Source organism: Streptomyces sp. NPDC018026 (genome assembly GCF_044327745.1).
GTDB lineage: Bacteria > Actinomycetota > Actinomycetes > Streptomycetales > Streptomycetaceae > Streptomyces > Streptomyces rubrogriseus.
On sequence record NZ_JBIRFY010000004.1, the window covers coordinates 630,839 to 656,579 of the forward strand.

20 protein-coding genes are annotated in these 25,741 nt (G+C 71.9%); 13 read left to right on the top strand and 7 right to left on the bottom strand.

All coding sequences use genetic code 11. The annotated features are described in order from the left end of the window. Window positions 1-21 precede the first annotated feature (21 nt). Window positions 22-1,431, bottom strand: a complete 1,410-nt coding sequence (locus tag ACH4D3_RS17040; protein ID WP_398322773.1) for an FAD-dependent oxidoreductase — start codon at window positions 1,429-1,431, stop codon at window positions 22-24. A gap of 96 nt (window positions 1,432-1,527) precedes the next feature. On the opposite strand from ACH4D3_RS17040, the gene ACH4D3_RS17045 reads away from it, so the two are divergent. After that, window positions 1,528-2,178 (top strand): TetR/AcrR family transcriptional regulator, encoded by a 651-nt coding sequence (locus ACH4D3_RS17045; RefSeq protein ID WP_398322598.1) that lies wholly within the window; start codon window positions 1,528-1,530, stop codon window positions 2,176-2,178. On the opposite strand, the gene ACH4D3_RS17050 is transcribed toward ACH4D3_RS17045, so the two are convergent. From ACH4D3_RS17050 to ACH4D3_RS17075, 6 genes are all read right to left on the bottom strand, one after another. Further along, on the bottom strand, window positions 2,163-3,197 hold the full coding sequence (locus ACH4D3_RS17050) for a class I SAM-dependent methyltransferase (RefSeq protein WP_398322601.1): 1,035 nt from the start codon (window positions 3,195-3,197) through the stop codon (window positions 2,163-2,165). The genes ACH4D3_RS17045 and ACH4D3_RS17050 overlap by 16 nt on opposite strands. 77 nt (window positions 3,198-3,274) lie before the next feature. Beyond that, entirely contained in the window at window positions 3,275-4,426 is a 1,152-nt protein-coding gene (locus ACH4D3_RS17055; RefSeq protein ID WP_398322605.1) for an acyltransferase family protein, read from the bottom strand. 44 nt (window positions 4,427-4,470) lie between these two features. Next, on the bottom strand, window positions 4,471-5,418 hold the full coding sequence (locus ACH4D3_RS17060) for a class I SAM-dependent methyltransferase (RefSeq protein ID WP_398322608.1): 948 nt from the start codon (window positions 5,416-5,418) through the stop codon (window positions 4,471-4,473). 188 nt (window positions 5,419-5,606) lie between these two features. Further along, window positions 5,607-8,273: a glycosyltransferase family 4 protein gene (locus tag ACH4D3_RS17065; protein WP_398322611.1), complete on the bottom strand. Its 2,667-nt coding sequence runs from the start codon at window positions 8,271-8,273 to the stop codon at window positions 5,607-5,609. A 196-nt stretch (window positions 8,274-8,469) separates the two neighbouring features. After that, window positions 8,470-9,804 carry a polysialyltransferase family glycosyltransferase gene (locus ACH4D3_RS17070; RefSeq protein ID WP_398322614.1) on the bottom strand — a complete coding sequence of 445 codons (1,335 nt, stop codon included), beginning with the start codon at window positions 9,802-9,804 and terminating at the stop codon, window positions 8,470-8,472. After that, the gene (locus ACH4D3_RS17075; RefSeq protein ID WP_398322616.1) at window positions 9,801-10,793 is read right to left on the bottom strand and encodes a glycosyltransferase family 2 protein; all 993 of its coding nucleotides are present in this window, start codon (window positions 10,791-10,793) and stop codon (window positions 9,801-9,803) included. The genes ACH4D3_RS17070 and ACH4D3_RS17075 overlap by 4 nt, the downstream gene beginning before the upstream one ends. Window positions 10,794-10,991: 198 nt before the next feature. Between ACH4D3_RS17075 and ACH4D3_RS17080 the strand changes: the two genes are divergently transcribed. The 12 genes from ACH4D3_RS17080 (at window position 10,992) to ACH4D3_RS17135 (ending at window position 25,692) form a co-directional block, all read left to right on the top strand. Continuing rightward, window positions 10,992-12,332, top strand: a complete 1,341-nt coding sequence (locus tag ACH4D3_RS17080) for a DUF6716 putative glycosyltransferase (protein ID WP_398322618.1) — start codon at window positions 10,992-10,994, stop codon at window positions 12,330-12,332. Window positions 12,333-12,382: 50 nt separating this feature from the next. Then, the gene (locus ACH4D3_RS17085; protein ID WP_398322621.1) at window positions 12,383-13,657 is read left to right on the top strand and encodes a cytidylyltransferase domain-containing protein; all 1,275 of its coding nucleotides are present in this window, start codon (window positions 12,383-12,385) and stop codon (window positions 13,655-13,657) included. A gap of 13 nt (window positions 13,658-13,670) precedes the next feature. Continuing rightward, on the top strand, window positions 13,671-14,609 hold the full coding sequence (locus ACH4D3_RS17090) for an N-acetylneuraminate synthase family protein (protein WP_398322624.1): 939 nt from the start codon (window positions 13,671-13,673) through the stop codon (window positions 14,607-14,609). A gap of 43 nt (window positions 14,610-14,652) precedes the next feature. Continuing rightward, complete coding sequence (locus tag ACH4D3_RS17095; protein ID WP_398322627.1) at window positions 14,653-15,720, top strand: hypothetical protein; 1,068 nt, start codon at window positions 14,653-14,655, stop codon at window positions 15,718-15,720. A gap of 265 nt (window positions 15,721-15,985) precedes the next feature. After that, window positions 15,986-17,224, top strand: a complete 1,239-nt coding sequence (locus ACH4D3_RS17100; protein ID WP_398322630.1) for a M20 family metallopeptidase — start codon at window positions 15,986-15,988, stop codon at window positions 17,222-17,224. A gap of 147 nt (window positions 17,225-17,371) precedes the next feature. Then, on the top strand, window positions 17,372-18,415 hold the full coding sequence (locus ACH4D3_RS17105; RefSeq protein ID WP_398322633.1) for a BMP family protein: 1,044 nt from the start codon (window positions 17,372-17,374) through the stop codon (window positions 18,413-18,415). A 273-nt stretch (window positions 18,416-18,688) separates the two neighbouring features. After that, window positions 18,689-19,735, top strand: a complete 1,047-nt coding sequence (locus ACH4D3_RS17110) for a BMP family protein (RefSeq protein WP_087807603.1) — start codon at window positions 18,689-18,691, stop codon at window positions 19,733-19,735. Between the two features lie 236 nt (window positions 19,736-19,971). Beyond that, window positions 19,972-21,612 carry an ABC transporter ATP-binding protein gene (locus ACH4D3_RS17115; protein ID WP_398322636.1) on the top strand — a complete coding sequence of 547 codons (1,641 nt, stop codon included), beginning with the start codon at window positions 19,972-19,974 and terminating at the stop codon, window positions 21,610-21,612. Next, complete coding sequence (locus ACH4D3_RS17120) at window positions 21,612-22,736, top strand: ABC transporter permease (protein WP_398322639.1); 1,125 nt, start codon at window positions 21,612-21,614, stop codon at window positions 22,734-22,736. The genes ACH4D3_RS17115 and ACH4D3_RS17120 overlap by 1 nt, the downstream gene beginning before the upstream one ends. Next, window positions 22,733-24,007: an ABC transporter permease gene (locus tag ACH4D3_RS17125; protein ID WP_398322642.1), complete on the top strand. Its 1,275-nt coding sequence runs from the start codon at window positions 22,733-22,735 to the stop codon at window positions 24,005-24,007. Before ACH4D3_RS17120 ends, ACH4D3_RS17125 begins: the two co-directional genes overlap by 4 nt. Further along, window positions 24,004-24,396, top strand: a complete 393-nt coding sequence (locus ACH4D3_RS17130) for a cytidine deaminase (protein WP_356860249.1) — start codon at window positions 24,004-24,006, stop codon at window positions 24,394-24,396. The genes ACH4D3_RS17125 and ACH4D3_RS17130 overlap by 4 nt, the downstream gene beginning before the upstream one ends. A gap of 18 nt (window positions 24,397-24,414) precedes the next feature. Then, window positions 24,415-25,692 (top strand): thymidine phosphorylase, encoded by a 1,278-nt coding sequence (locus tag ACH4D3_RS17135; protein ID WP_398322776.1) that lies wholly within the window; start codon window positions 24,415-24,417, stop codon window positions 25,690-25,692. The last annotated feature ends 49 nt before the right edge of the window (window positions 25,693-25,741 follow it).

Here is a 25,741-nt window from a genome sequence, read left to right on the forward strand (position 1 = left end):
CGGACGGACCCCGCTCGGGCCTCAGGCGCCCAGCCCGAACCGGGCCAGGTACCCGCGCAGGCCCTCCGGCGTGTCCCCGGACCAGCCCACGTATCCGTCCGGCCGCACGAGGAACAGTCCCGTCCCGTACGCCCCGTGCGCGCCCCCGCGCACCACGCGCACGGCCCCCGGGCCGCCGCCGGGCGCCTCGGTGCCCAGCGCCAGCAGCGTCCAGTGCGGCCCCCGGAAGGCGTCGAAGAGCCGTACGCCGTCCACCGTCCCGTCGGGCGCGCGGTCCCCGGCCCGCACCGCGCCCTCGCCGACGGCGCCCCGCGTCTCCGCGGTCAGCGACGACTCCCGGTACCCCAGTCCCAGCTGCCGGGTCGCGCCGCCGCGCCGCACCTCGCCGCGGTGGACGCCGGTCGACAGGTCGAGCATCTGCGCGGCGATCGGGCGCCGTTCCTCCTCGTAGCTGTCCAGGAGCGCGGCCGGGGCCTCGCCCGCCAGCACGGCGCCCAGTTTCCAGCCCAGGTTGTAGGCGTCCTGGACGCTGGTGTTCAGGCCCTGGCCGCCCGCGGGCGAGTGCACGTGCGCCGCGTCCCCGGCGAGGAAGACCCGGCCCGAGCGGAACCGGTCGGCCAGGGCGGCCCGCGGCCGGAAGTCGGAGGCCCAGCGCACCTCGGTCACGTCCTCGGCGGCGATGTGCGAGCGCTCCTCGATCACCTTGCGGACGCCGTCCGGGGAGAGGTCCACGTCCGCGTCCTCCGGGAACCGCGCGGTCACCTGGAAGTCCTCGGTGCCGGCCAGCGGGCAGACGGCGAGGAAGTCGGCGCCGTCGCGGGGCGGGAAGATGTGCCAGTTGTCGCGGTCCAGGCCGGCGATCCGCACGTCCGCGACCAGCGTCGGGTTCGGGTCGACGGTCTCGCCGGTCATGTCGATGCCCAGCGTGCGGCGCACGACCGACCGGCCGCCGTCCCCGGCGACCAGGTAGCGGGCGCGGACCGTCCCGCCCGAGGCGAGGTGCGCGGTGACGGTGTCCGCGTCCTGCGTGAGACCGGTGACCTCCCGGCCGAAGGCGATCTCGCCGCCCAGTTCGGCCAGCCGCGCCGCGAGGATCTCCTGGGTGCGCCACTGCGGCACCATGCAGGGTGCGTTGTACGGCGAGTCCTCGCTCGCCTCCGCCGGGTCGAACATGTGGTGCTCGCCGAGCCGCTCGCCGTCCTGCCAGACCATGCCGACCGGGTAGGGGCCGCCCACCGCGCGGATCGCGTCCAGCACGCCGAGGTCGTCGAAGACCTCCAGCGTGCGGGGCTGCAGGCCCTTGCCCCGGGAGCCGGGGAACAGCCCTTCCGCGCGCTCCAGGACCAGCGCGGGCACCCCGCGCCGGGCCAGGTCGACACCGAGGGCGAGACCGGTGGGGCCCGCGCCGACGATCAGGACATCCGTGTCCACGGCGCTCTTGTCCATGACATTCACGACGATTCTCCTTAACGATGTTAAGTGCCGTTCGGGTACGAGGATGGCCTTAACGCCGTTAAGCTGTCAAGTGTGAGTACGGAACGACGAGCCCCCCTCGACCGCCGACGGGTCGCGGACACGGCGCTGAAGCTGCTGAACGAGGTCGGTCTCGACGGCCTGACCCTGCGCACCATCGCCAGGGAGCTGGACGTCAAGGCGCCCGCCCTCTACTGGCACTTCAAGGACAAGCAGGCCCTGCTCGACGAGATGGCCACCGAGATGTACCGGCGGATGGTCGCCGGGACCCCCCTGGACCCGGCCGACACCTGGCGGGAGCGGCTGCTCAAGGCCAACCGCGGCCTGCGTACGGCCCTGCTCGGCTACCGCGACGGCGCCAGGGTGTTCAGCGGCTCACGCTTCACCGGCGCGGTGCACGCCGAGCAGATGGAGGAGACCCTGCGGCTGTTCATTGCCACCGGGCTGACCCTCGCGCAGGGGGTCAGGGCGGCCACCACGACGTACCTGTTCACGCTCGGCTTCGTCACCGAGGAACAGGGCGTCGAGCCGCTGCCCGGCGAGCGCCGGGAGGGCTTCGACGTGGACGAGCGCGCCCGTCTGCTGGCCGACTACCCGCTGACGGCCGCGGCGGGCGCGGAGATCTTCATGGACTTCGACCGGCACTTCGAGGAGTCGCTGGCCCTGGTCGTCGAAGGCATCGCGGCCACCTACGGCCTCGACTGAGACGCCCCCGCCGCCCGGCTCGCCTTCGCCCGCCGCGCCGCCCGGTAGCGGCGCACCGCACGCGTGACGAGCGGCGGCAGCAGGTCCAGGGCGAGCCGCCGGGTGCGGTCCCGGGAGAGCGGCGGCCGGGCCGCACGGACCGCCGGACGCGCCTGCGCGGCCTGCCCCGGCACCGGCGCGGCGTCCGGCCGGCCCGCGTGGGGCGCCGCGTCGGGCGCCGCAGCGGACTCCGCGCCGGGCTCCGGGGCGGCCGCGGGGTGCCGCGAGGACGGCAGCGAGGGCGGCCGCAGCCGCTTGCCCCGGGCGCGGGTCCGCACCAGTCGCTGCCCGGCGGCCCGCTCCACGGTCACGGCGATGTCGTCGCGCCCGCGCAGCGCCGCGAGCAGCTCCTCCTGCACGGGCTCCGGGTCGCCCCAGGTGCCGTACAGCTTCTGGCTGCTCAGGCAGACCGGGCGCAGCCCTCGGTTGAGCACCGCCTCCCAGGCCGCGACGGCGACGCCCGGGGTGTGCTCGCTGCGGAAGTCGTCCAGGACGACGATGCCGTCGGGCCCCAGCAGCGACCTGGCCGCGCCGATGTCGCCCTCGACGTGCTCGTACAGGTGCGAGGCGTCGATGTGGACGAAGCGGCAGGTGCCCGGCGCGACCTCGTCGACGACCGCGGAACTGGGCGCCTGGATGATCCTCGGCAGGGCCTCGTGGAAGGAGAGGTAGTTGCGTTCGAAGGCCTGGCGGGTGAGCGAGGAGTACGACTTCGCCGCCTCCGCCCGGTTGGCCGCGTCCGGCGGCTCGGCGCCGAACAGGTCGCAGACGGTGAGCGTCTCGCCGTCCCGCAGCCGGTGCCCGAGCAGGATCGCGCTCTTGCCCAGGTAGGCGCCCAGTTCCAGCAGGTCGCCGCGGGTGTCCAGGCGCTCCTGCCGCTCCAGGAACCAGGAGAACAGCACCTGGTCGAGCGGCCAGAACCAGCCGGGGACGTCGTTCAGCTCACCGGGGTACTCGTGCGTCTCTTGCGCAGTGGCCATGAGGCGAGGATGCCCCCTCGGCACCCGAAATGGAGGGGGCACGCGCGATACGACGGTCAGAAAATCGCACGTATCGCTCAATGTGTCCGGGACAGCGCGTTCCGCAGCCGGGGGGTCAGCGTGTTCTCGACGTACCGGTTCAGCAGCCAGGCCAGCACGAGCATCGCCGCGACCGTCAGCAGGAAGGTGGCGTACGACGGGACGCCCAGATCCTGGTGGAGCGCCTCGATGACGACCCAGCCCAGATGCTCGTGGACGAGGTAGAAGGGGTAGGTCAGCGCGCCCGCGACCGTCAGCCAGCGCCAGTCGGCCCAGCTCAGCCAGCCGAGCGCGATGACGGCGACCAGGGCGAAGCCCAGCGTGACGATCAGGATGATGCCGAACGACGACCGGTTGGCGAAGGCGTCCGGGGAGGGCGGGCGCCACAGGTCCTGCACGGCGAAGTACTGGCCGATCAGCCAGCTCACGGCGACGATGCCCCACGCGTACGCGTCCCGCCGGTCCCGGTACACCAGGTACAGGCCGATGCCGCCGATGAAGAACGGCGCGTACTGCGGCATCAGGACCAGGTCGAGCAGCGGCTCCTCGGCCGCCTGCGCGATCGCCGCTGCCAGCGTCCAGCAGGCGCAGAAGAGGATGACCCGCCGCCGGCTCGCGCCCGGCAGGACGACACAGAGGGCGAACAGGGCGTAGAAGCGGATCTCCGCCCACAGCGTCCAGTCCACGCCCAGGACCCGATGGGCGCCCAGCGGCTGGTGCAGCAGCGTCAGGTTCAGCAGCCCCTCGCTCGGCGAGACCGCCTCGTAGGCGACGACCGGCAGGGCGAACACGGCCGTCACGAGCACGACCGCCACCCAGTAGGCGGGCAGCAGCCGGGAGGCGCGCGAGGCGAAGAAGGAGCGCAGCGACCGCCCCCACCCGCTCATGCAGATGACGAAGCCACTGATCACGAAGAACACCTGCACACCCAGGCAGCCGTACGCGAACAGCGAGTGCAGGGTCGGGAACTGGAACTTCGGCGACGACCCCCAGGCCGTGGTCACGTCACCGCCGCGCCCGCCGTAGTGGTACGCCGCCACCATCAGCGCGGCCACCAGCCGCAGTCCGTCCAGGGCGCGCAGCCGCCCCTTCGTGGACCTGGGCGGCGCCGGTGCCGGACCGGACGGGGCCGGAGGGGAGACGCTCTCCTCCGGCCGCGGTATGGACGTGCTCACGACCGTCTTGGTCACGCTCGTACTACTCCTTCGACCGCTGTCCGGTCGTTCATCGGTGGTCAGGACGCCCGCAGGTACGCGGAGTGCGCGGCCTTGCCCAGGTAGGTGAAGCGGGTCTCGCCCTTCAGGTGGTCGTCCAGGGCGGCCTTGATGCCCGGCCAGTGGGGGTCGCCGTAGTCGTCCAGGACGACGATCCCGCCCGGCGCGGAGATCTCCTCGGCCCACTCCAGGTCCTGGGCGACGCCCTTGGCCGAGTGGTCCCCGTCCACGACGATCACTCCGTAGCGGCGGTCCGAGACGGCGGCCCGGGTCCCCGGGTCCTCGGAGTAGCCGCGCTGGATGCGCGCCGCCGCGCCCGCCGGGCCGGCCAGGCCCAGATTGGTGCGTACGGCATGCTCGTCGACCGGGGTCCCGGTGGGGTCGGGGCGCTGCTCGGTGCCGGGCTGGAGCTGGACACCGGCGAACGGGTCCACGATGGTCAGGCTCGGGCCGCGGCCGTCGCGCTCCAGCATCCGCACGAGCCCGGCGGAGAACATGCCGTACAGCGTGCCGATCTCCAGGACCTCGTCGTTCGGCGGGTCGAGCAGCGGGATGGTGCCGAGCTTGCCGCAGATGTTCATGGTGCCGCCCGCGATCCGGCCGACGCCCAGCGACTCCAGCGCGACCAGCAGCCGGAAGGCGGCACAGACGTTGCGCACCGCCGCGTCGCGGTCCCCGGACAGGGCCGTGACCTCGGCGTACAGACGTTCCAGCGGAGCCTCGGCCACCATGCGCGAGATGCCGCGGCCACGGGGGCCGCAGAGCAGCGCGAAGGTGAGCTGCCGGCGCTTGAGCACCTCGACGTCCCGCACCAGCCGCTCGGTGTCCGGGCCGCTCGGTGCCCCCTGGGCGTCGGCCCGCCGGGCGGCCGAACGGACCTGCCGCGCTATGCGCTCGTCGATCAGGTCGGCGACCGGGCGGAGCAGGCGCCGGGCCGCCGGACCGCGAAGGAGGGAACGGCTGTTCATGCGTCAAGGACCTCAATCCGTCACGAAGTTGAACGTGAGTGCGAGGAACACGGGTGGGGGTGGGGCAAGGCTAGGCATGCGCACGGCCGGGAGAAGAACAGCCGAGCGGGCCATCGGGAGAACTTCTGGGGAACTCCGGCTGTCCGGCAGGGGACGGCCGTCGCGGCACCGGCCGGCCGGCCGGCCGCTCAGTCCCCCTTGCGCAGCCGCGCCGAGTGATGGGTCACCTGGGCCCTGACCGACTCCCTGCGGGCCAGCTGGCGGATGGCCCGGCCGCGCGGGCCGAGCAGGGCCGCCACCCGGGCGATCTCCGACCACACCCGGCCCCGGTCGCCCCCGGCGATGGCCGCGGCGGCCAGCAGCCGGCACGCCTCATTGGTCCGGCCCCGGGCGGCCTGCAGTTCGGCCATGCCGATCAGCACGTCCACCGGCTGCCGGCGGCGCAGGATCTCGGTGCCCACCCGCAGGGCGTCCTCGACGTTCCCCGTGGCGACGTGGCGCTTGAAGTCCTCGTTGAGGTGCCGGATCTGCTGGGGAATCACCGCCCGCGGCTCTTCGGGGGCGTCGCCGCCCGCCGTCCCGAGGTCCTCCTCGGGCGCGGTGTCCCGCCCGTGCGGCACCCGGTCGGGCCCGGGAAGTCCCAGGGCGGCCGTCATCCGGGCGGTGAACGCGGGGATGGCGAACAGTTCCTCGACCTCCCGGTAGTCGTCCTCCGAGACCTGCTCGCCGAGTACCGCCCGCAGGGCCTCGAACGCCGCCTCGGGGGTGTAGTCGGCGAAGGAGCGGTAGCCCGGCACCCCGTCGAGCACCTCGTGGGAGCCGACCCGCCGGTAGGTGACCACCCGCAGCCGCTGCTGGACGGCCTCGACCACCGACAGCGGCATCGGGTCGTCCACGGAGGAGAGGAAGAAGACGTCCGACGCGGCCAGCTCCTCCCGCACCCGCGGCCGGGACAGCGCGCCCGTCCACGTCACCCGGTCGGAGAGCAGGGTCGACGAGGCGATCCGCGGGGTGCGGTGGCCGACCCACGCGAACCGCCACGGCAGGCCCTCGGCGTGCGCGAGCTCCGCGACCCGGGAGAAGAGGTCCAGGCCCTTGCGGTCCTGCATGGAGCCGACCATCACGATCCGCGGCAGCGCCCCCGGCACGGCCCGGGCGCGGACCCGGTGGGTGTCCTGCGGAACGGAGTTGTAGACGACGACGGGACCGGTGACGCCGAGCCCGCGGAACATGTCGGCCTGGGCGGTGGAGACGCACAGCACGCTGAGCTCCGGCAGGAGCTTCAGCATCTCCTTGTGGCGCAGCGCGCTGTGCTCGGCCTCGTAGGCCATCACGTGCTCGGTCTCGTGCGCGTACAGGAAGACCGCCCGGTCCTCGGCGAGCAGCGTGCCGACGAGGTCGTTGCCGATGGCCGAACGCCACAGCGGAGCGAGGCTGTTGACGAGGACCACATCGATGTCCCGCAGCGCGTCGAGCACGTCCTCGGTACGGCAGTACGCGCTCAGGTCGATGTAGCGGACGTCCACGGGGGAGTGCGCGAGCAGCGCCTGGGTGTACGTCAGGACCGGGATCGCCACGCCGGTGACATAGCCGAAGCCCAGGCCCAGCACGGCCAGCGAGCGGGGCGGCCGCTGCCGGTCCCGTACCGCCCGCAGCGCCCGCTCGGCCCGGGTGCCGGCCGGCGCGCGGGAGGCCGCGCCGGAGTCCGGGGCGGCACGCGGCGCCCGGACCTTCGCCTCCCGGACCACCGTGAGGATCCGCTCCGCCACGTCGTCGTGGAAGGTGAGGAAGTGGGTCAGCGGTTCACCGGTGTTGTTGCCGGTGAACTTGCCGGTGCGGTGCAACTGGCCCACCACGTCGACGAGTTCTCCCACGCTGCCGACGTTGCGCAGCAGTGCGTGATTGACGGCGGGGAAGACGATGTTCAGCGGCGGCGGGCTGAACAGCACCAGCGGGACACCGGCCCGCAGGGTCTGCAGATAGGTCGTGGAGAAGAACGTCAGAGCCAGGTCGTAGGACTCCAGGCCCGCCGCGTCCACCAGCGTCGACTCGTCCAGGACCGTGACCCCGGGCAGCGTGCCCAGCCAGTTCAGGTGGCCGGAGAGGGTCGAGGGGTGCGGCTTGACCGCCACCTCGCCGAACTCGGCGAGCGCCTCGCAGGCCGCCCGCAGGTACTCCCGGTGCTGACCCGCCGCCAGTTTGCGCTGGTCGCCCAGGGGCTGGTCGAGGACGATGATCCGCAACGGCTCCCGTGAGGAACGCGCCGGCCGCGGCGCCGGATTGAGCGTGGCGCGCAGCAGGTCCGGGTCGTCGCTGTGGCCGAGGGCGCCGGTGATGTGGACGACCGGGTCGTCGTCCGCCCTGCGGTACAGCAGGTGCTGGGCGGTGGAAGGCCCCCAGACGCAGACGGCGGCGGGGCCCGAGGACCCGTAGTACCAGTTCTGGTCGCGGAGCCCGGGGCCGAGCCTCTTGTAGTGGAAGTCGAGATGCCCGTCCTGGACCAGGACCACCGGCAGCGCCTCGGTGAGGGCCTCGGCGACCCTGCTGCCGCGCTGCGAACGGTCGTTGAAGAGGACCAGCCGGTCGACGGACTCCGTCCGCACGAAGTCCGCTATTCGGGGGGCTATCTCCTCCAGGAACTGCGCGTGCGCGAGCGCCTCCTCCTCCCGGAACAGGTTGTCCACCCGCGCCCCGTCGAGCCGGGCCGAGGCCTCCTCCTCGATCCACCGCCCCACGTCCCCTTCGAGGTCCGCGGTGACCAGCAGGAACGTGTGCTCCCGTGCCCCCGGCGCGTTCATGATCCCTGCGGTGAGACCGACACCGTTGCGGTTCTCGATGAAAACGGCGATACGCATAGACGACCAGCCCAGTCCCAAGGATCTGCGGTGCACAGATGCACAGAGTTGTGATTTTTCTGGGGAGATTTCCCGTGAGGATCATCGCACGGGAAATGGCGTCCAACGAGTGAAGGGAAAATGAACGGAAAGGGGTGGAGCGGGCGTGGAGCGGGCGAGACATTCCAGGTTCATGTTCCCGACACCGGAAATTGCCTCAGCGTTTGACCGACCGCCGAATACTGCGCGCCCGGCGCACGACCCTGCGTGCCGCGGCATTGCGCGGCAGGAATGCCAGCCGCTCCGGAATTCCGCCGGGCAGCCCCAAGGACGTGAGCCGCCGCTTCTTGAAGTACCGGCGGGTGCCGGCGTCGAGACTGCTCCGCAGGTACTCCTCGGCGGCCGGCCGCAGCTCCGGCAGGATCTTGGACTGCATCGCGAAACCGACCGCCCGCACCAGCGCCGCCAGGGCCTCGGTGTCCAGACCCGGACGACCCTCGGCGACGGCCTCGGCGTCGTCCGGCCCGGGCAGCAGCGCGTCGACGATGGTGACGGGCACGCGGTTGCTGTTCTCGTACGGCGTCAGCCGGTCCAGCAGGGTGTCGGTGCCGACCCGGGCGACCGGCAGCCGGTACAGGGCGGAGGCGGTGAGCAGGGCCGTGGAGAAGCAGCCGACGACCAGCGCCGGGCGCAGCCGCTGGTACAGCACCTCCGCCAGAACCGGGGTGTCCAGCACGGTGAGGTCGACACCGAGCCGCTCCGCCTCCTGCTCCAGGGAGCGGATGAAGCGCGCCGGGGCCGTGGGATGCGGCTTGAACACCACACGGGTGTGGCCGAGCCCGACGGCGCCCGTCAGCATCCGCATGTGCAGGGCCTCCTCCTCCTCGGCGGAGAGGATGCCCAGCGCCGACAGGTACTGCCCGAGCAGCAGCGCCGGTTCCTCGACGTCCGGCAGACCGGCGCCGGTGCCCGCCAGCTCGGCCAGCACCTTGGTGAACGCCTGGGTCGGCACGATCTCCGGCGCCACGCCGAACTCGGTGAGCAGCAGCGGTGTCAGCCCCGGCACCAGGTCGAGGTGGAGCAGCCGCGTCACGCGCGTGCCGACCAGCGGGTCGAGCTTGTTGCGGGTGGGCCCGTAGCTCATCAGACCGTCCGCGTAGACGGTCAGCGGCGCGTCGGTGAAGATCTGCGCCACGCCCAGCGCCGGGTGCACCTGGATCGACTCCACGACGAGTTCCACGTCGTCGTCGCCGAGCCCCCAGGCCAGCCGCAGATACCGCTCCCACATCGGCGCGTCGTCCACCCGCGGCGACCAGCCGCCCGGATGGAAGGGGAAGATCGTCTCGTTCCACGACACCACATCGTCGAACCGCGACCGCAGCTGCTCGAATCCGGGCATCTCGTCCACGGCGGGCGTCGTCTCGGGCGTCGCCGCGTTGTTGGAGACCAGCAGGATCCGCCGGTCGGCCGCGTCGAAGCAGCCCGCGTCCAGGGCCGCGGCGAGCGTGGCCGTGCCGTACAGCGTCGACGCCAGGAAGATCTGCGTGCTCACGCGGCCACCCCCGCGCCCGTGCCCGAGCCCGCGACCGCACGCCGGCGCAGCCGCCGCAGCCGGGTGGCGCGCTCGGTGTCCATCGAGCCGAGCACCTGGTCGAGCGCGTCCTGCGGCATCCGCCGCAGCGCGGCGGCGCTCATCGTCTTCAGTTTCCGGGCCACGGCAGGCTCGAACCTTTCGATGGAACCTAGATGGTGGGAAATGATCGCGCAGTACGTGCGCACGGCCTTCGGGAGCAGGTTCGCGGCGTCGGGGTCGTCGGCCGCCCCCGCGACCACCTCGTCGAAGGCGCGCAGGAAGTCCAGCTGGCGGACGTCGCCGATCTGGGTGAGGGAGGACGCCACGCCGCGCCGGTAGAAGACCCCGAGCAGTCCGGTCACCGCGAAGGACTCCGCCTCCCGGTGCAGCTTCCAGATCCACGGCCGGTCCTCGGCCGTGCGCAGCCCGTCGGTGAAGTGCAGCAGGCCCCGCTCGACCAGCCGCCGGTGGTAGATCCCGGCCCAGGCGTAGGCGTAGTCGACCGACGTGGACCGGTGGGCCGGCAGGATCGCGTCCCGCGGACTGAGGACCACGCCCCGGCGGCCGTGCGGCACCCGGTACACGGTGCGGGCCCGGGCCGTGCACTGGACGTGGTCGGTGCGCACGAAGTCGCAGCCCAGCCCCTCGATCGTGGCGACCAGCCGGTCGTAGTGGCCGGGCGCCAGCCAGTCGTCGCCGTCCAGGAAGGTGAGGTACTGGCCGCGCGCCCGGTCGATGCCGGTGTTGCGGGCGGTCGCCAGGCCGCCGTTGCGCTCATGTCGGACCAGGACCGCGCCGGGCAGCTCGTGCTCCGCGCGCGCGAGGATGTCCGCGGTCCCGTCGGTCGAGCAGTCGTCGACGAGAATGAATTCGAAGTCGTCCCGCGCGTTCGCGCGCAGACTCCGCAGGGTGTCGGGTGCGTATTGCCGCACGTTGTAGAACGGCACGATGACGGAGAGAGTTGGCACGTGAGGGACGTTAGGCGGCCCTCCGGCATGCGGCTTTACCCGTGGCTTGATACGAGGTGAACGAGGCGTGGCGAAGCGGTGAAGCGGATGCTTTTCCGGGGCCCGGGCCGGCCGGTTCCCCATTCGGCGATGTGCTGTTCACCCTTTGTTGGATTCCGGTTGGGCGGTTCCTAGAAATGGCTTCCTAGCGTCTACGGCGTGCCAGCAAGTGCAACGAAGGCCCTGCGAGTCGCTGTCCTGGCGGACTCCGACACCCGGTGGAAATGGGGCGCGCTCACCGCGAGCCGCGTCCGCCCCGGGGACACGGAGATCCACCTCGACGGCTACCTGCTGCGCGGCCGAGCCACCCCCACCGCCCGCCAGCTGCGGGAGGTCGGCGTCAGCGCGGACTCGCTCCGCGAGGTGACCGCCGTCGAGTTCCTGCGCGCCATGGACGAGGCGCGGGACGAGGACTCCTACGACGTCCTCGTCCTCGCCCTGGTCGGCGGCGGGGTCCAGGCGATGCTGCACGGGCTCGGCCGCGTCTGGCAGGACCGCGCCGAACGGCCCGTGGTCGTCACCGGATACGTCGGCGTCGTCTACGAGAAGCTCGCCGACGGCCTGCTGCTGCGCCACGGCGCCGACCTCGTGCTCGCCAACTCCCGCCAGGACGCGGAGCGTTTTCGCGCCGTGTACGAGGGGGTCGGCGCCGACGCCGGCGCGGTGACCGAGGTCGCCCTGCCCTTCCTGGGCGGAGCCGCCTACGCCGGTGAGCCGGGCGACGGGGGCGAGCGCCCCTACACTGTGGTCTTCGCCGTGCAGCCCTCCGTGCCGGACAGCCGCCGGGACCGCACCTACCTCCTCGAACGGCTGATCGGGCACGCCCGGCTGCACCCCGAGCGCGAGGTGCTGCTCAAGCTGCGCTCCAGGCCCGGCGAACACACCACGCACATCGAGGAACTGCCCTACCAGAAGCTGGTCCAGCGGGCCGACCCGCCGGCCAACTTCCGCCTGGTCTACGGGCACATGGGCGAGGTCCTGGACCGCACCGACCTCCTGGTCACCATCAGCTCCACGGCGGCCCTGGAATCCCTGCACCGCCGCATCCCCACCGTCGTGCTCAGCGACCTCGGGGTGCGCGAGGCGCTCGGCAACCACCACTTCGTGGGCTCCGGCTGCCTCGCCTCCTGGGACCAGCTCGACGAGGGCCACCGCCCGGCCCCCGACCCCGAGTGGGTCGCCCGGCAGGGCGTGGCGGCGGACGGCGGCTACGAGACCGCCTTCGACGAGGCCCGCGCCCGCATCGCCGCCCTGCTGGTCCGGCCCGGCGGCCTGCCGCCCCTCGCCCCCTACTACACCCTGGCCACCGCCCCCGGTTACCTCCCCGGCATCCTCGCCCGCCACCACCTCGCCCCCGACGGCACGCCGCTGCCCGGCGCCCCGGCCGCCGACCGCGCGCCCGGCCCGGTCCGCCAGGTCGTCCGCCGCGCGGCCCGCGGCGCCTACCGCCACGGCGTCCAGCGGGTCGCCCCGGTGATCCGCCGGATGGGGGAGCTGTGACGGCCCCGCCCCCCGGACCGGCCCCGACACCTGCGCAAGGAGCAGTTTCCATGCCCAACAGTCAAGCGAGCCCGGGCGCTTCGGTGCGCCGGGTGCTCGCAGTGATCCCTGCCCGCGGCGGCTCCAAGGGAGTGCCCGCGAAGAACCTCGCCCCCGTCGGCGGCGTCCCGCTGGTGGTCCGCGCGGTGCGCGAGTGCCTGGCCGCCCGCCTCGTGACCGACGTCGTCGTCTCCACCGACGACCAGGCCATCGCCGCCGCGGCCCGCGAGGCCGGTGCCGAGGTGGTGCTGCGCCCCGCCGCCATCGCCGGGGACACGGCCACCTCCGAGGCCGCCGTGCTGCACGCCATGGACGCCCACGAGGCCCTGCACGGCGCCGCCGTCGACGTGGTGCTGCTCGTCCAGTGCACCAGCCCCTTCCTGGCCCGCGAGGACGTCGACGGGGTGGCCGGCGCGGTCGCCGAGGACGGCGCGGACACCGCCGTCACCGTCGCCCCCTTCCACGGCTTCGTCTGGCGGGACGGCGCCGACGAGCCGGGCGGGGCCGACGGCGGCCACGGCGTCAACCACGACAAGTCGTACCGCCCCCGCCGCCAGGACCGCCCCCAGGACCTGCTGGAGACCGGCGCCGCCTACGCCATGGCCGCCCCCGGCTTCCGCAAGCACCAGCACCGCTTCTTCGGCCGCACCGAACTGGTCCGCACCGACCCGGCCCGCGTCCTGGAGATCGACGACCCGCACGACCTGGCCCGCGCCCGCGCCCTGGCCCCGCACTTCGACACGGCCCGGCCCGGCGCCCTGCCGACCGCGGCCGACATCGACGCCGTGGTCCTCGACTTCGACGGCACCCAGACCGACGACCGGGTGCTGATCGACTCCGACGGACGGGAGTTCGTCTCCGTGCACCGCGGCGACGGACTCGGCATCGCCGCCCTGCGCCGCAGCGGCCTGACGATGCTGATCCTGTCCACGGAGGTGAACCCGGTCGTCGCCGCCCGCGCGCGCAAGCTCAAGCTCCCCGTGCTGCACGGCATCGACCGCAAGGACCTCGCCCTCAAGCAGTGGTGCGAGGAACAGGGCATCGCGCCCGAACGCGTGCTCTACGTCGGCAACGACGTCAACGACCTCCCGTGCTTCGCCCTCGTCGGCTGGCCCGTCGCGGTCGCGAGCGCCCACGACGCCGTACGCGGCGCGGCCCGCGCGGTCACCACCGTCCCCGGCGGCGAAGGCGCCGTACGGGAGATCGCGGCCTGGCTGCTCGGCCCGTCCCTGGACGTCCTCGACCCCGCTCTCGAAACCACCCCCACGCTCACCCAGTCCAAGTAAGGAACCCCCTGCCATGAGCACCAACTCCCGCATCCGCACCTTCGGCACCCGCGAGGCCGGTCCCGGCCGCCCCGTCTACGTCACCGGCGAGATCGGCATCAACCACAACGGCGAGCTGGAGAACGCCTTCAAGCTGATCGACGCCGCCGCCGAGGCCGGCTGCGACGCCGTCAAGTTCCAGAAGCGCACCCCGGAGATCTGCACCCCGCGCGACCAGTGGGACATCGAGCGCGACACCCCCTGGGGCCGGATGACGTACATCGACTACCGCCACCGCGTGGAGTTCGGCGAGGACGAGTACCGCCGGATCGACGAGTACTGCAAGACCAAGAACATCGACTGGTTCGCCTCCCCGTGGGACACCGAGGCCGTCGCCTTCCTGGAGAAGTTCGACGTCCCGGCCCACAAGGTCGCCTCCGCCTCCCTGACCGACGACGAGCTGCTGCGCGCCCTGCGCGCCACGGGCAAGACGGTCATCCTCTCCACCGGCATGTCCACCCCGAAGCAGATCCGGCACGCGGTCGAGGTCCTCGGCAGCGACAACATCCTCATGTGCCACGCCACGTCGACGTACCCGGCGCAGGCCGAGGAGCTGAACCTCCGCGTCATCAACACCCTCCAGCAGGAGTACCCGAACGTCCCGATCGGCTACTCCGGCCACGAGACCGGCCTGCAGACCACGCTGGCCGCCGTCGCCCTCGGCGCCACCTTCGTCGAGCGCCACATCACCCTCGACCGCGCCATGTGGGGCTCCGACCAGGCCGCCTCCGTCGAGCCGCAGGGCCTGACCCGCCTGGTGCGCGACATCCGCACCATCGAGGCCTCCCTCGGCGACGGCGTCAAGAAGGTCTACGACTCGGAGCTCGGCCCGATGAAGAAGCTGCGCCGCGTCACCGGCGTCGTCGCCGAGGCGGAGATCGCCGCCGCCGCGGGCGAGCCCGTCACCGTCTGATCCCCGGCCACCGAGTCACTCACCACGGGACGGTCCCCCACCGATGAGCCCCCGCGCCGGGAACGCCGGCCCCCGCACTCTCGCCTTCGTCGAGAGCCCGGTACAACTGCTGAACGTGCTGGAGTGGGCGCACACCCGCGCACCCGGCGCGGAGCTCACCCTCGTGGTCCTCTCACCCGTCGACCCGATGACCCGCGGCCAGCTGCGCCGCATGGCGGAACTGGCCCGCAAGGAGGGCCACGAGATCCGCTGGGAGGAGGCGCGCGGCGGCGCCACGGCCCCCTTCCGCACGGTCGGCGGCCTGACCACCGCGCTGCGCCAGGCGGACCGGATCGTCATGGGCGACCCGTTCTCCCGCTACGTACAACTGCTCCTCACCATCACCCGCGCCCACGACCTCGTCGTCGTCGACGACGGCACGGCCACGATGGAGTTCGTCACCCAGCTGGCCCACGGCGAACGCCTGGTCCGCTGGCACCGCAAGGGCAGCCGCCCCGGCCCGCGGGACCTGCTCTTCGCCCCGGTCTCCCGGTCCGCCCGCCACCGCCTCACCCCGGCCCCGGACCGGCAGGTGTCGGTCTTCTCCTCCATGCCCATCGAGGACGTCCCCGACGGCGTCGCCGTCACCGCCAACGACTTCGCCTGGACCAGGGACCGCTTCGGCCCGCCCCGCATCACCAAGGGCGCCGACATGGTCGGCACCTCCCTGGTGGAGACCGGCGTCGTCGACGCCGACCGCTACGTGGACGCCGTACGCGCCCTGGCGAAGACCCACGGGGCGGCCCGCTACTTCGCCCACCGCCGCGAGGGCGCCGTGAAGCTGCACCGGCTGGCCGTGGAGACGGGCCTGCAGATCGTCCGCCCCGACCTCCCGCTGGAGCTGATCGCCCGCCGCGGCCCGATCGGCCGCACCATCCTCAGCTTCCCCTCCACCGTCGTCCACACCCTTCCGCTGGCCCTGGCCGGCACCGAGGTCCGCGTCGCCGTCTGCGACATCGACCCCGCCTGGCTCACCGAGTCGGCCTCACCGCGGGCCAGCGGATTCCTGAGCGGCGTCACCGGCTCGGCACGGGACGTGCACCGGCTGTCGGCGGTGGCGGGCACGGGGTAGCCCGTCCGGCGCGGGAGCGGCCGGCCGGCTCGGCATACGGACGGTTCCGGCGTGGCTCAGCCGTGACGTGGTATGCGTGAGGGGAGCAGGTGAACAGGAAGGACGGAGCGCCGGGTGCCGAGGCCGGAAACGGGTGAGCGTACCCACCCCCGTTGAGAGCCATGCGCCGAGCGGCCAACTTTCTTCCCCTAACGGGCTGAAATTTTGTTGATCGAGGGGCAGTTGACTACCCCGGCGTCCTACCCTTCAGAGGGTGAACGTGTTGATGTCCCCAGAGACCGAGGCCGGCACTCCCGGTGAATCCGTGCTGCCCGGCACCTTGCCGGACGCGCTGCGCGCGGAGCTCGTGGCCTTCCGCCGCGACCTCCACATGCACCCCGAGCTGGGAAACCAGGAGTTCCGCACCACCGCCGCGATCAAGGAACGGCTGGAGCGGGCCGGTCTCAAGCCGCGCGTGCTGCCCATCGGCACCGGGCTCGTCTGCGACATCGGCACCGGCACCGACTCGGGCCAGTGGTCCGGCGGGCCCCGCATGCTCGCCCTGCGGGCCGACATCGACGCCCTGCCCATCCCCGACACCAAGACCGAATGCGCCTACCGGTCCCAGGTGCCCGACCGCGCCCACGCCTGCGGCCACGACGTGCACACCACCGTCGTCCTCGGCACCGGGCTCGTCCTCGCCGCCCTGCACGAGCAGGGGCTGCTGCCCCGTCCCGTACGGCTGGTCTTCCAGCCCGCCGAGGAGGTGCTGCCCGGCGGCGCCGCCGACGCCATCGAGGGCGGCGCGCTCGACGGGGTGCGCCGCATCCTGGCCGTGCACTGCGACCCCAGGGTGGACGCCGGGAAGATCGGGCTCAGGGTCGGCCCCATCACCTCCGCCTGCGACCGCATGGAAATCGCCCTGAACGGCCCCGGCGGCCACACCGCCCGCCCGCACCTCACCACCGACCTGGTCACCGCCGCCGCCCGCGTCGCCACCGACGTGCCCGCGCTCGTCGCCCGGCGCGTGGACAGCCGCAGCGGGCTCGCCCTGACCTGGGGACGCATCGAGTCCGGCCACGCGCCGAACGTCATCCCGCAGCACGCCGAACTCGCCGGGACCGTGCGCTGCCTCGACCTCGACGCCTGGCGGCAGGCGCCCGACCTGGTGATGGGCGCCATCGACGAGATCGCGAACCTGTACCGGGCCAAGTCCGAGATCACCTACGTCCGCGGCGTCCCCCCGGTCGTCAACGAGGTCACCAGTACCGAGCTGCTCCAGGCCGCCATGGTCGCCCGGCGCGGCACCGACGCCGTGGAGGGCACCGAGCAGAGCCTGGGCGGCGAGGACTTCTCCTGGTACCTGGAGCACGTGCCCGGCGCCATGGCCCGCCTCGGCGTCCGCCCGCCCGGCGAGCGCACGGTCCGCGACCTCCACCAGGGCGACTTCGACGTGGACGAGCACGCCATCACGGTCGGCGTGGAGATGTTCACCGCGGCGGCGCTCATCGACGCCGTGCAGTAGCCGTGACGTAGCGGCGCCGGTGGTATTCGGCCAGCGGCACGAATGGATAACGGCGCCGCGCAACCCCGTTCCCAGGAGTTTCTACGCGCGTTACTGTGCGCCGAACCGAGCGCCCGCTGCGGGGCTTTGGAGAATGGGGAACTTCAGATGCGTCGGACATCAAGACTGATCCGCGTCGCGGTGGGGGTCGCGTCGCTCGCACTCGCGGCCACGGCCTGCGGCGGCACCAGCGGCGAGAGCGGTGACGACGGCGGTGACGACAAGGGCCTCGCCATCGCCTACGACGTCGGCGGCAAGGGCGACCAGTCCTTCAACGACGCCGCGTACGCCGGTCTGGAGCGGGCCAAGAAGGAGTTCGGCTACAAGACCGCCGACATCGAGCCCACCGACGGCGAGACGGACGCGGACAAGGAACAGCGCCTGACGTCCCTGGCCAAGCAGGGCTACAACCCGGTGATCGGCGTCGGCTTCGCCTACGGCCCGGCGATGAAGGCCGTCGCCGCCAAGTACCCGGACACCACCTTCGGCATCGTCGACTCCGTGGTCGAGGGCAAGAACGTGGCGTCCCTGGTCTTCGCCGAGAACGAGGCCTCCTACCTGGCCGGCGTCGCCGCCGCCAAGGCCACGAAGACCAAGACCGTCGGCTTCGTGGGCGGTGTGGACGTCCCGCTGATCCACAAGTTCCAGGCCGGCTACGAGCAGGGCGTCAAGGACACCGATCCGAAGATCAAGGTCATCTCGCAGTACCTCACGCAGACCGCGGAGGAGGGCGGCTTCTCCAGCCCCGACAAGGGCAAGGCCGCCGCCGAGGGCCAGATCGAGAAGAAGGCCGACGTCGTGTACGCGGCGGCCGGTCTCTCCGGTCAGGGCGTGATCGAGGCCGCCGCCAAGGCGAAGATCTGGGCGATCGGCGTCGACTCGGACCAGTACAAGCAGGAGGCCCTCGCCGCCTACAAGGACTCCATCCTGACCTCCGCCCTCAAGGACATCAACGGCGCGGTCTTCGCCCTGGCCAAGTCCGTCGAGGACGGCAAGCCGCTGACCGGCACCCACACCTTCGACCTGAAGTCCGACGGCGTGGGCCTGTCCGACAGCAACCCGAAGTTCGCCGAGGTCCCGGGCGCCAAGGAGGCCGTGGAGAAGGCCAAGGCCGCCATCGTCGACGGCTCCATCAAGGTCGCGACCGAGTAGCCGCGCCCCCGCGCACACCCTCACGAAGCGGACGGACACCTCCGGGTGCCCGTCCGCTTCCGCGTCCCGCGCCCTCCGCCACCGGGCGTCACCCTCCGCCACCCCCCGTTTGCGTCCGGCAAGCCCCGTACCGCCATACGCGTCACCTTGCTCACGGGCGGATAACAAGGTGGACAGAAGGGGTTTTCAGGCAGGTCTACGCGCGTTAATCTGCGGCGAAGCCAGCGCCGCAGCCGAACCGTCCCCGGCGCTTGTACGACAGGAGCACCAGACATGCGCCGGATTTCCCGGATCACGGTCGCAGGCGCAGCGACCGCCTCCCTGGCCCTCGCCCTCGCCGCCTGCGGTGGTACCTCGACCGACTCCGGTTCGGAGTCCAAGGGGGACAAGGGTCTCGCCATCGCGTACGACGTCGGCGGCAAGGGCGACCAGTCCTTCAACGACGCCGCGTACGCCGGTCTGGAGCAGGCCAAGAAGGAGTTCGGCTACGAGACGGCCGACGTCGAGCCCACCGACGGCGAGACGGACGCCGACAAGGAGCAGCGGCTGTCCTCGCTGGCGAAGCAGGGCTACAACCCGGTCGTCGGCATCGGCTACGCCTACGCCTCCGCCATGAAGAACGTCGCCGAGAAGTACCCGGACACCACGTTCGGCATCGTCGACGACGCCACGATCGAGGCGAAGAACGTCGCGGACCTGGTCTTCAACGAGCAGGAGGCGTCCTACCTCGCCGGTGTCGCCGCCGCCAAGAGCACCAAGACCAACACGGTCGGCTTCGTGGGCGGTGTGGACGTCCCGCTGATCCACAAGTTCCAGGCGGGCTACGAGCAGGGCGTCAAGGACACCGACCCGAAGATCAAGGTCATCTCCCAGTACCTCACGCAGACCGCGGAGGAGGGCGGCTTCTCCAGCCCCGACAAGGGCAAGACCGCCGCCGAGGGCCAGATCGAGAAGAAGGCCGACGTCGTGTACGCGGCGGCCGGTCTCTCCGGTCAGGGCGTGATCGAGGCCGCCGCCGCCAACAAGGTCTGGGCGATCGGCGTCGACTCCGACCAGTACAAGCAGGAAGCCCTCGCGAAGTACAAGGACTCCATCCTGACCTCGGCCACCAAGGACGTCGCCAAGGCGGTCTACAGCCTTGCGAAGTCGGTCGAGGACGGCAAGCCGGAGACCGGTATCGTTCGGGGCGATCTGAAGTCCGGCGAGGTCGGTCTCTCGGACTCCAACCCGAAGTTCGCGGACGACGCCGAGCTCCAGGCAGCCATCAAGACGGCCAAGGAGAAGATCATCAGCGGCGAGATCAAGGTCAAGAGCAGCTGAACGGCTGAGTAGCACCAGCAACACCTCGAACAGCGTGTAACCGCGCCGGTTGCGCCGCGCGGCGGGGTACGGGAAGAGCGGCCCGAGAGCCGCCCTCCTCGTACCCCGTCGCGTCGATGTGCCGCCGCTTTTAGATGCCGTAGGGGCGCTACGCGCGTAGACGGCCCCCGTCCCCAGGAGAGTGCGCCATCAACGCGTCCAGCAGCCCTCCGGCGAAAGCGGCGGTCAACGAACCGGTGACCGCCGTCGAACTCGCCGGGATCACCAAGCGTTTCCCCGGAGTCGTGGCCAACCACGACATCCACCTCACCGTCCGCAAGGGCACCGTCCACGCCCTCGTCGGCGAGAACGGCGCCGGCAAGTCCACGCTGATGAAGATCCTCTACGGCATGCAGAAGCCGGACGAGGGCACCATCGCGGTCGACGGCGAGAAGGTGGCCTTCTCCTCGCCCGCCGACGCCATCGTGCGCGGCATCGGCATGGTCCACCAGCACTTCATGCTCGCCGACAACCTCACGGTCCTGGAGAACGTGGTCCTCGGCAGCGAGAAGCTGTACGGCATCGGGGCCAAGGCCCGCCGCAAGATCAAGGAACTCTCCGAGCGCTACGGCCTCGGCGTGCGCCCCGACGTCCTGGTCGAGGAGCTGGGCGTCGCCGCCCGCCAGCGCGTGGAGATCCTCAAGGTCCTCTACCGCGGCGCCCGCACGCTGATCCTCGACGAGCCCACGGCCGTCCTGGTGCCGCAGGAGGTGGACGCCCTCTTCGACAACCTGCGCGAGCTGAAGGCCGAGGGCCTGTCCGTCATCTTCATCTCCCACAAGCTGGGCGAGGTCCTCTCGGTCGCCGACGAGATCACCGTCATCCGCCGCGGCACCACGGTCGGCACGGCCGTCCCCGCCGAGACCACGCCCCGCCAGCTCGCCGAGCTGATGGTCGGCAGCGAGCTGCCCACCCCCGAGACGGCCGAGTCCACGGTCACCGACCGCCCGGTCCTCACCGTCGACACGCTGCGCCTGGCCGCCCCGAGCGGCAAGGCCCTGCTCGACGACATCACCTTCACCATCCACGCCGGTGAGATCCTCGGCATCGCCGGCGTCGAGGGCAACGGCCAGACCGAGCTGGTCGACGCGCTCATCGGGCTGCGCCACGCCGACTCCGGCTCCATCCGCTTCCTCGACCAGGACATCACCGCGCTGCCCACCCGCAAGCGCCGCGAGCAGGGCGTCGGCTACATCCCCGAGGACCGCCACCGCCACGGGCTGCTCCTGGAGGCCCCCCTCTGGGAGAACCGCATCCTCGGCCACGTCACCGAGAAGCCCAACAGCAAGGGCGTCTGGCTGGACCTGAAGAGCGCCCAGCAGGACACCCGCCGCATCGTCGAGACGTACGACGTCCGCACCCCCGGCATCGACGTCACCGCCGCCTCCCTGTCCGGCGGCAACCAGCAGAAGCTGATCGTCGGCCGCGAGATGAGCCACAAGCCGCGCTTCCTCATCGCCGCCCACCCCACCCGCGGCGTGGACGTCGGCGCGCAGGCCGCGATCTGGGACCACATCCGCGAGGCCCGCCGCGAGGGCCTGGCCGTGCTGCTGATCTCCGCCGACCTGGACGAGCTGATCGGCCTGTCCGACACCCTCCGGGTGATCTACGACGGCAAGCTGGTCGCGGACGCCGACCCCGCCACCATCACCCCCGAGGCACTCGGCTCGGCGATGACCGGCGCCGCCTCCGGACACCTGGAGGACGAGGAGGACGCCCGGGCGCAGGCCGCCCCGGCCGAGGCCGCCGAGTCCCCGAAGTCCCCGGACGCCGCCAAGAAACTCAAGTCCCCCGAGACTCCAGAGTCCCCCGAGTCTCCGGAAGACGAGGCCCGCTGATGAAGAAGTTCGACAAGGAGCGCGTGCTCCTCGCGGTGGCCGGACCGGTCATCGCGCTCGCCGTGGCCTTCGTGCTCAGCGCGATCGTCCTGATCGCCTCGGGCAAGAACCCGGTCGAACCGTTCGCCCTCATGTTCGAGCAGGCCGGGTTCGCCGACATCCAGGTCCTGATCATCAACCAGGCGTCGATGTACTACATCGCGGCCCTCGCGGTGGCCATCGGCTTCCGGATGAACCTCTTCAACATCGGCGTCGACGGGCAGTACCAGCTCGCCGCCATGATGGCCGCGATCGTCGGCGCCCACGCCAACCTGCCGGCCGCCCTCCAGGTCCCGCTGCTGCTGCTGACCGCCGTCCTCACCGGCGCCTTCTGGTCCGGCATCGCCGGCGTCCTGAAGATCACCCGCGGGGTCAGCGAGGTGGTCGCGACGATCATGCTCAACTCCATCGCCACCGCCGTCATCGGCTACCTGTGGCTGCCGGACGTCTTCGGCGTCAAGATCGGCAACAACAACACCACCGGCGAGATGCACGAGTCCGGCTGGATCCCCGGCATCGACATGGGCGCGGCCGGCGAGATCTACGGCCTGGTCGTCCTCGCCGTACTGCTCGGCATCGGCTACTGGCTGGTCCTCAACCGCACCCGCTTCGGCTTCGACCTGCGCGCCTCCGGCGCCTCCGAGTCCGCCGCCGCGGCCAGCGGCGTCAGCCCCAAGCGCATGGTGCTCACCGCGATGCTGCTCTCCGGCGGCCTCGCCGGTCTCGCGGGCCTGCCGATCCTGCTCGGCGACACCCACACCTACAGCCTCAACTTCCCCACCGGCATCGGCTTCCTCGGCATCGGCATCGCCCTGCTCGGCCGCAACAGCCCGGTCGGCATCGCCTTCGCCGCCCTGTTGTGGGCCTGGCTCGACAAGGCCTCGCCCGAGCTGGACTTCCACGGCTACGACAAGGAGATCGCGGTCATCATGCAGGGCCTGATCGTCCTCTCGGTCGTCGTCTCCTACGAGGCCGTCCGTGAGTGGGGCCTGCGCCGTCAGCAGCGCCGGGTCGGCGCGGAGCTGGCCGCCGGTCACGTCCTGGGCGCCACCGACAACTCGAAGAAGGAGGTGGCCGGCCGATGACCGCTCCGACCACAGCGACCGACGTCAACCAGCCGTCGCTGGAGCACGCACCACGGACCGGCCGCCGCATGTCGTGGCCCGTGCTGCTCCTGGTCATCGCCGGAGCCCTGGCGCTGACCTCGATCGTCCGCCTGATCACGGGCGCCAACGGCATCACCAACGTCAGCCAGATGTCCACCGCCCTCCAGCTCGCCGTGCCGATCGGTCTCGCCGGTCTTGGCGGTCTGTGGGCCGAGCGCGCGGGCGTCGTCAACATCGGCCTCGAGGGCATGATGATCCTCGGCACCTGGTTCGGTGCCTGGGCCGGATTCCAGTGGGGCCCGTGGAGCGGCGTCCTGGTCGGCATCGTCGGCGGCTGCCTCGGCGGCCTGCTGCACGCCATCGTCACGATCACCTTCAACGTCAACCACATCGTCTCCGGTGTGGCCATCAACATCCTCGCCCTCGGCGCCACCCGCTACCTCGCCCCGCTCGCCTTCGAGGGCCACCAGGGCGGCTCGGCCAAGCAGTCCCCGCCGGTCGACTCCCTCGGCCACTTCTCGATCCCGGGGCTGTCCGGCTGGCTGGACAGCCTCAACGACCAGCACTGGTTCTTCGTCTCGGACATCGCGGGCCTGCTCGGCGGCCTGGTCACCGACGTCTCCTGGCTCACCCTGATCGCGGTCGCCCTGATCCCCGCCACCTGGTGGATCCTGTGGCGCACCCCGTTCGGCCTGCGCCTGCGCTCCTGCGGCGAGAACCCGATCGCGGCCGAGTCCCTCGGCGTCAACGTCTACAAGTACAAGTACCTGGCCGTGATCATCTCCGGCGGCCTGGCCGGCCTCGGCGGCGTCTTCCTGTCCATCGTGGCCAACCCCTTCTACCTGGAGGGCCAGACCAGCGGCCGCGGCTACATCGGCCTCGCGGCGATGATCTTCGGCAACTGGATGCCGGGCGGCCTCGCCATCGGCGCCGGCCTCTTCGGCTACACCGACAGCCTCAACCTGCGCGGCGGCTCCGCCAACGTGCACGCGCTGCTGCTGCTCGGCGCGCTGCTGCTGGTCGCCGGCGCCATCTGGCTGGTGATCCGCAAGAAGTACGTCAAGGCCGCGATCACCTTCGTCGTCGGCGCCCTGGTCTTCGCCTGGTACGCCGGCACCAACGAGGTGCCCAACCAGGTCGTCTCCGCCACGCCGTACGTCGTCACGCTCGTCGTCCTCGCCCTGTCCGCGCAACGGCTGCGGATGCCCAAGGCCGACGGCATGCAGTACCGCAAGGGCCAGGGCAAGTGACCGGGGCCGACTGGGAGGAGCTGCGCACGGCGGCCCGGGACGCGATGTCCCGGGCGTACGCCCCCTACTCGGGGTACGCCGTGGGCGCCGCCGCCCTCGTCGACGACGGCCGCACCGTCACCGGCTGCAACGTGGAGAACGCCAGCTATGGCATCGGCCTGTGCGCCGAGTGCGGGCTCGTCTCCCAGCTGCAGGTGACCGGCGGGGGCCGGCTGACGCACTTCGTCTGCGTCGACGGCGAGGGCGAGGTACTCGTCCCCTGCGGCCGCTGCCGGCAGCTCCTGTACGAGTTCGGCGGCCCGGAGCTGCTGCTTGAGACGCCGGAGGGGATCCTGCCCCTGTCCCGGATGCTCCCGCAGGCCTTCGGCCCCGACCACCTCACGAAGTAAGGACAGCCAGACATGGCCATGGACGTCATCTCCGTCATCCGCACCAAGCGGGACCGCGGCGAGCTGACCGGCGAGCAGATCGACTGGGTCATCGACGCCTACACGCGCGGTGAGGTGGCCGACGAGCAGATGTCCTCGCTCGCGATGGCGATCCTGCTCAACGGCATGAACCGCGGCGAGATCGCCCGCTGGACGGCCGCGATGATCGCCTCGGGCGAGCGCATGGACTTCTCGTCCCTGTCCCGCCCGACCGCCGACAAGCACTCCACGGGCGGCGTCGGCGACAAGATCACCCTGCCGCTGGCACCCCTGGTGGCGGCGTGCGGCGCAGCCGTCCCGCAGCTCTCCGGCCGAGGCCTCGGCCACACCGGCGGCACCCTGGACAAGCTGGAGTCCGTCCCCGGCTGGCGCGCCCTGCTGTCCAACGAGGAGATGCTGAACGTCCTGGACACCACCGGCGCGGTGATCTGCGCGGCGGGCGACGGCCTGGCCCCGGCCGACAAGAAGCTCTACGCGCTGCGCGACGTCACGGGCACGGTCGAGGCGATCCCGCTCATCGCCTCCTCCATCATGTCCAAGAAGATCGCCGAGGGCACCGGCTCGCTGGTCCTGGACGTGAAGGTCGGCTCCGGCGCCTTCATGAAGACCATCGAGGACGCCCGCGAACTGGCCTCCACGATGGTCGGCCTCGGCACCGACCACGGCGTGAAGACCGTCGCGCTCCTCACCGACATGGCCACCCCGCTCGGCCTCACCGCGGGCAACGCCCTGGAGGTCCGCGAGTCGGTCGAGGTCCTGGCCGGCGGCGGCCCCTCCGACGTCGTCGAGCTGACCCTCGCCCTGGCCCGCGAGATGCTCGACGCCGCGGGCCTGAAGGACGCCGACCCGGCGAAGGCGCTGGCCGACGGCTCGGCCATGGACGTCTGGCGCCGCATGATCGCGGCCCAGGGCGGCGACCCGGACGCGGCGCTGCCCACGTCGAAGGAACAGCACGTGGTGAAGGCGGGCGCCTCCGGCGTCCTGACCCGTCTCGACGCCTACGACGTCGGCGTCGCCGCCTGGCGCCTGGGCGCGGGCCGCGCCCGCAAGGAGGACCCGGTGCAGGCCGCCGCGGGCGTCGAACTCCACGCCAAGCCCGGCGACACGGTCACCGAGGGCCAGCCCCTCCTCACCCTGCACACCGACACCCCGGACCGCTTCGAGTACGCGCTCGCGGCGGTGCGGGGCGCGTACGACGTCGCCCCGGCGGGCACGGCCTTCACCGCCTCGCCGGTGGTGCGGGAACGTATCGCCTGACCTGTGGTTTCCCCATTCGGGTGAACGGGACCGGTGGACCTCCGCCGGT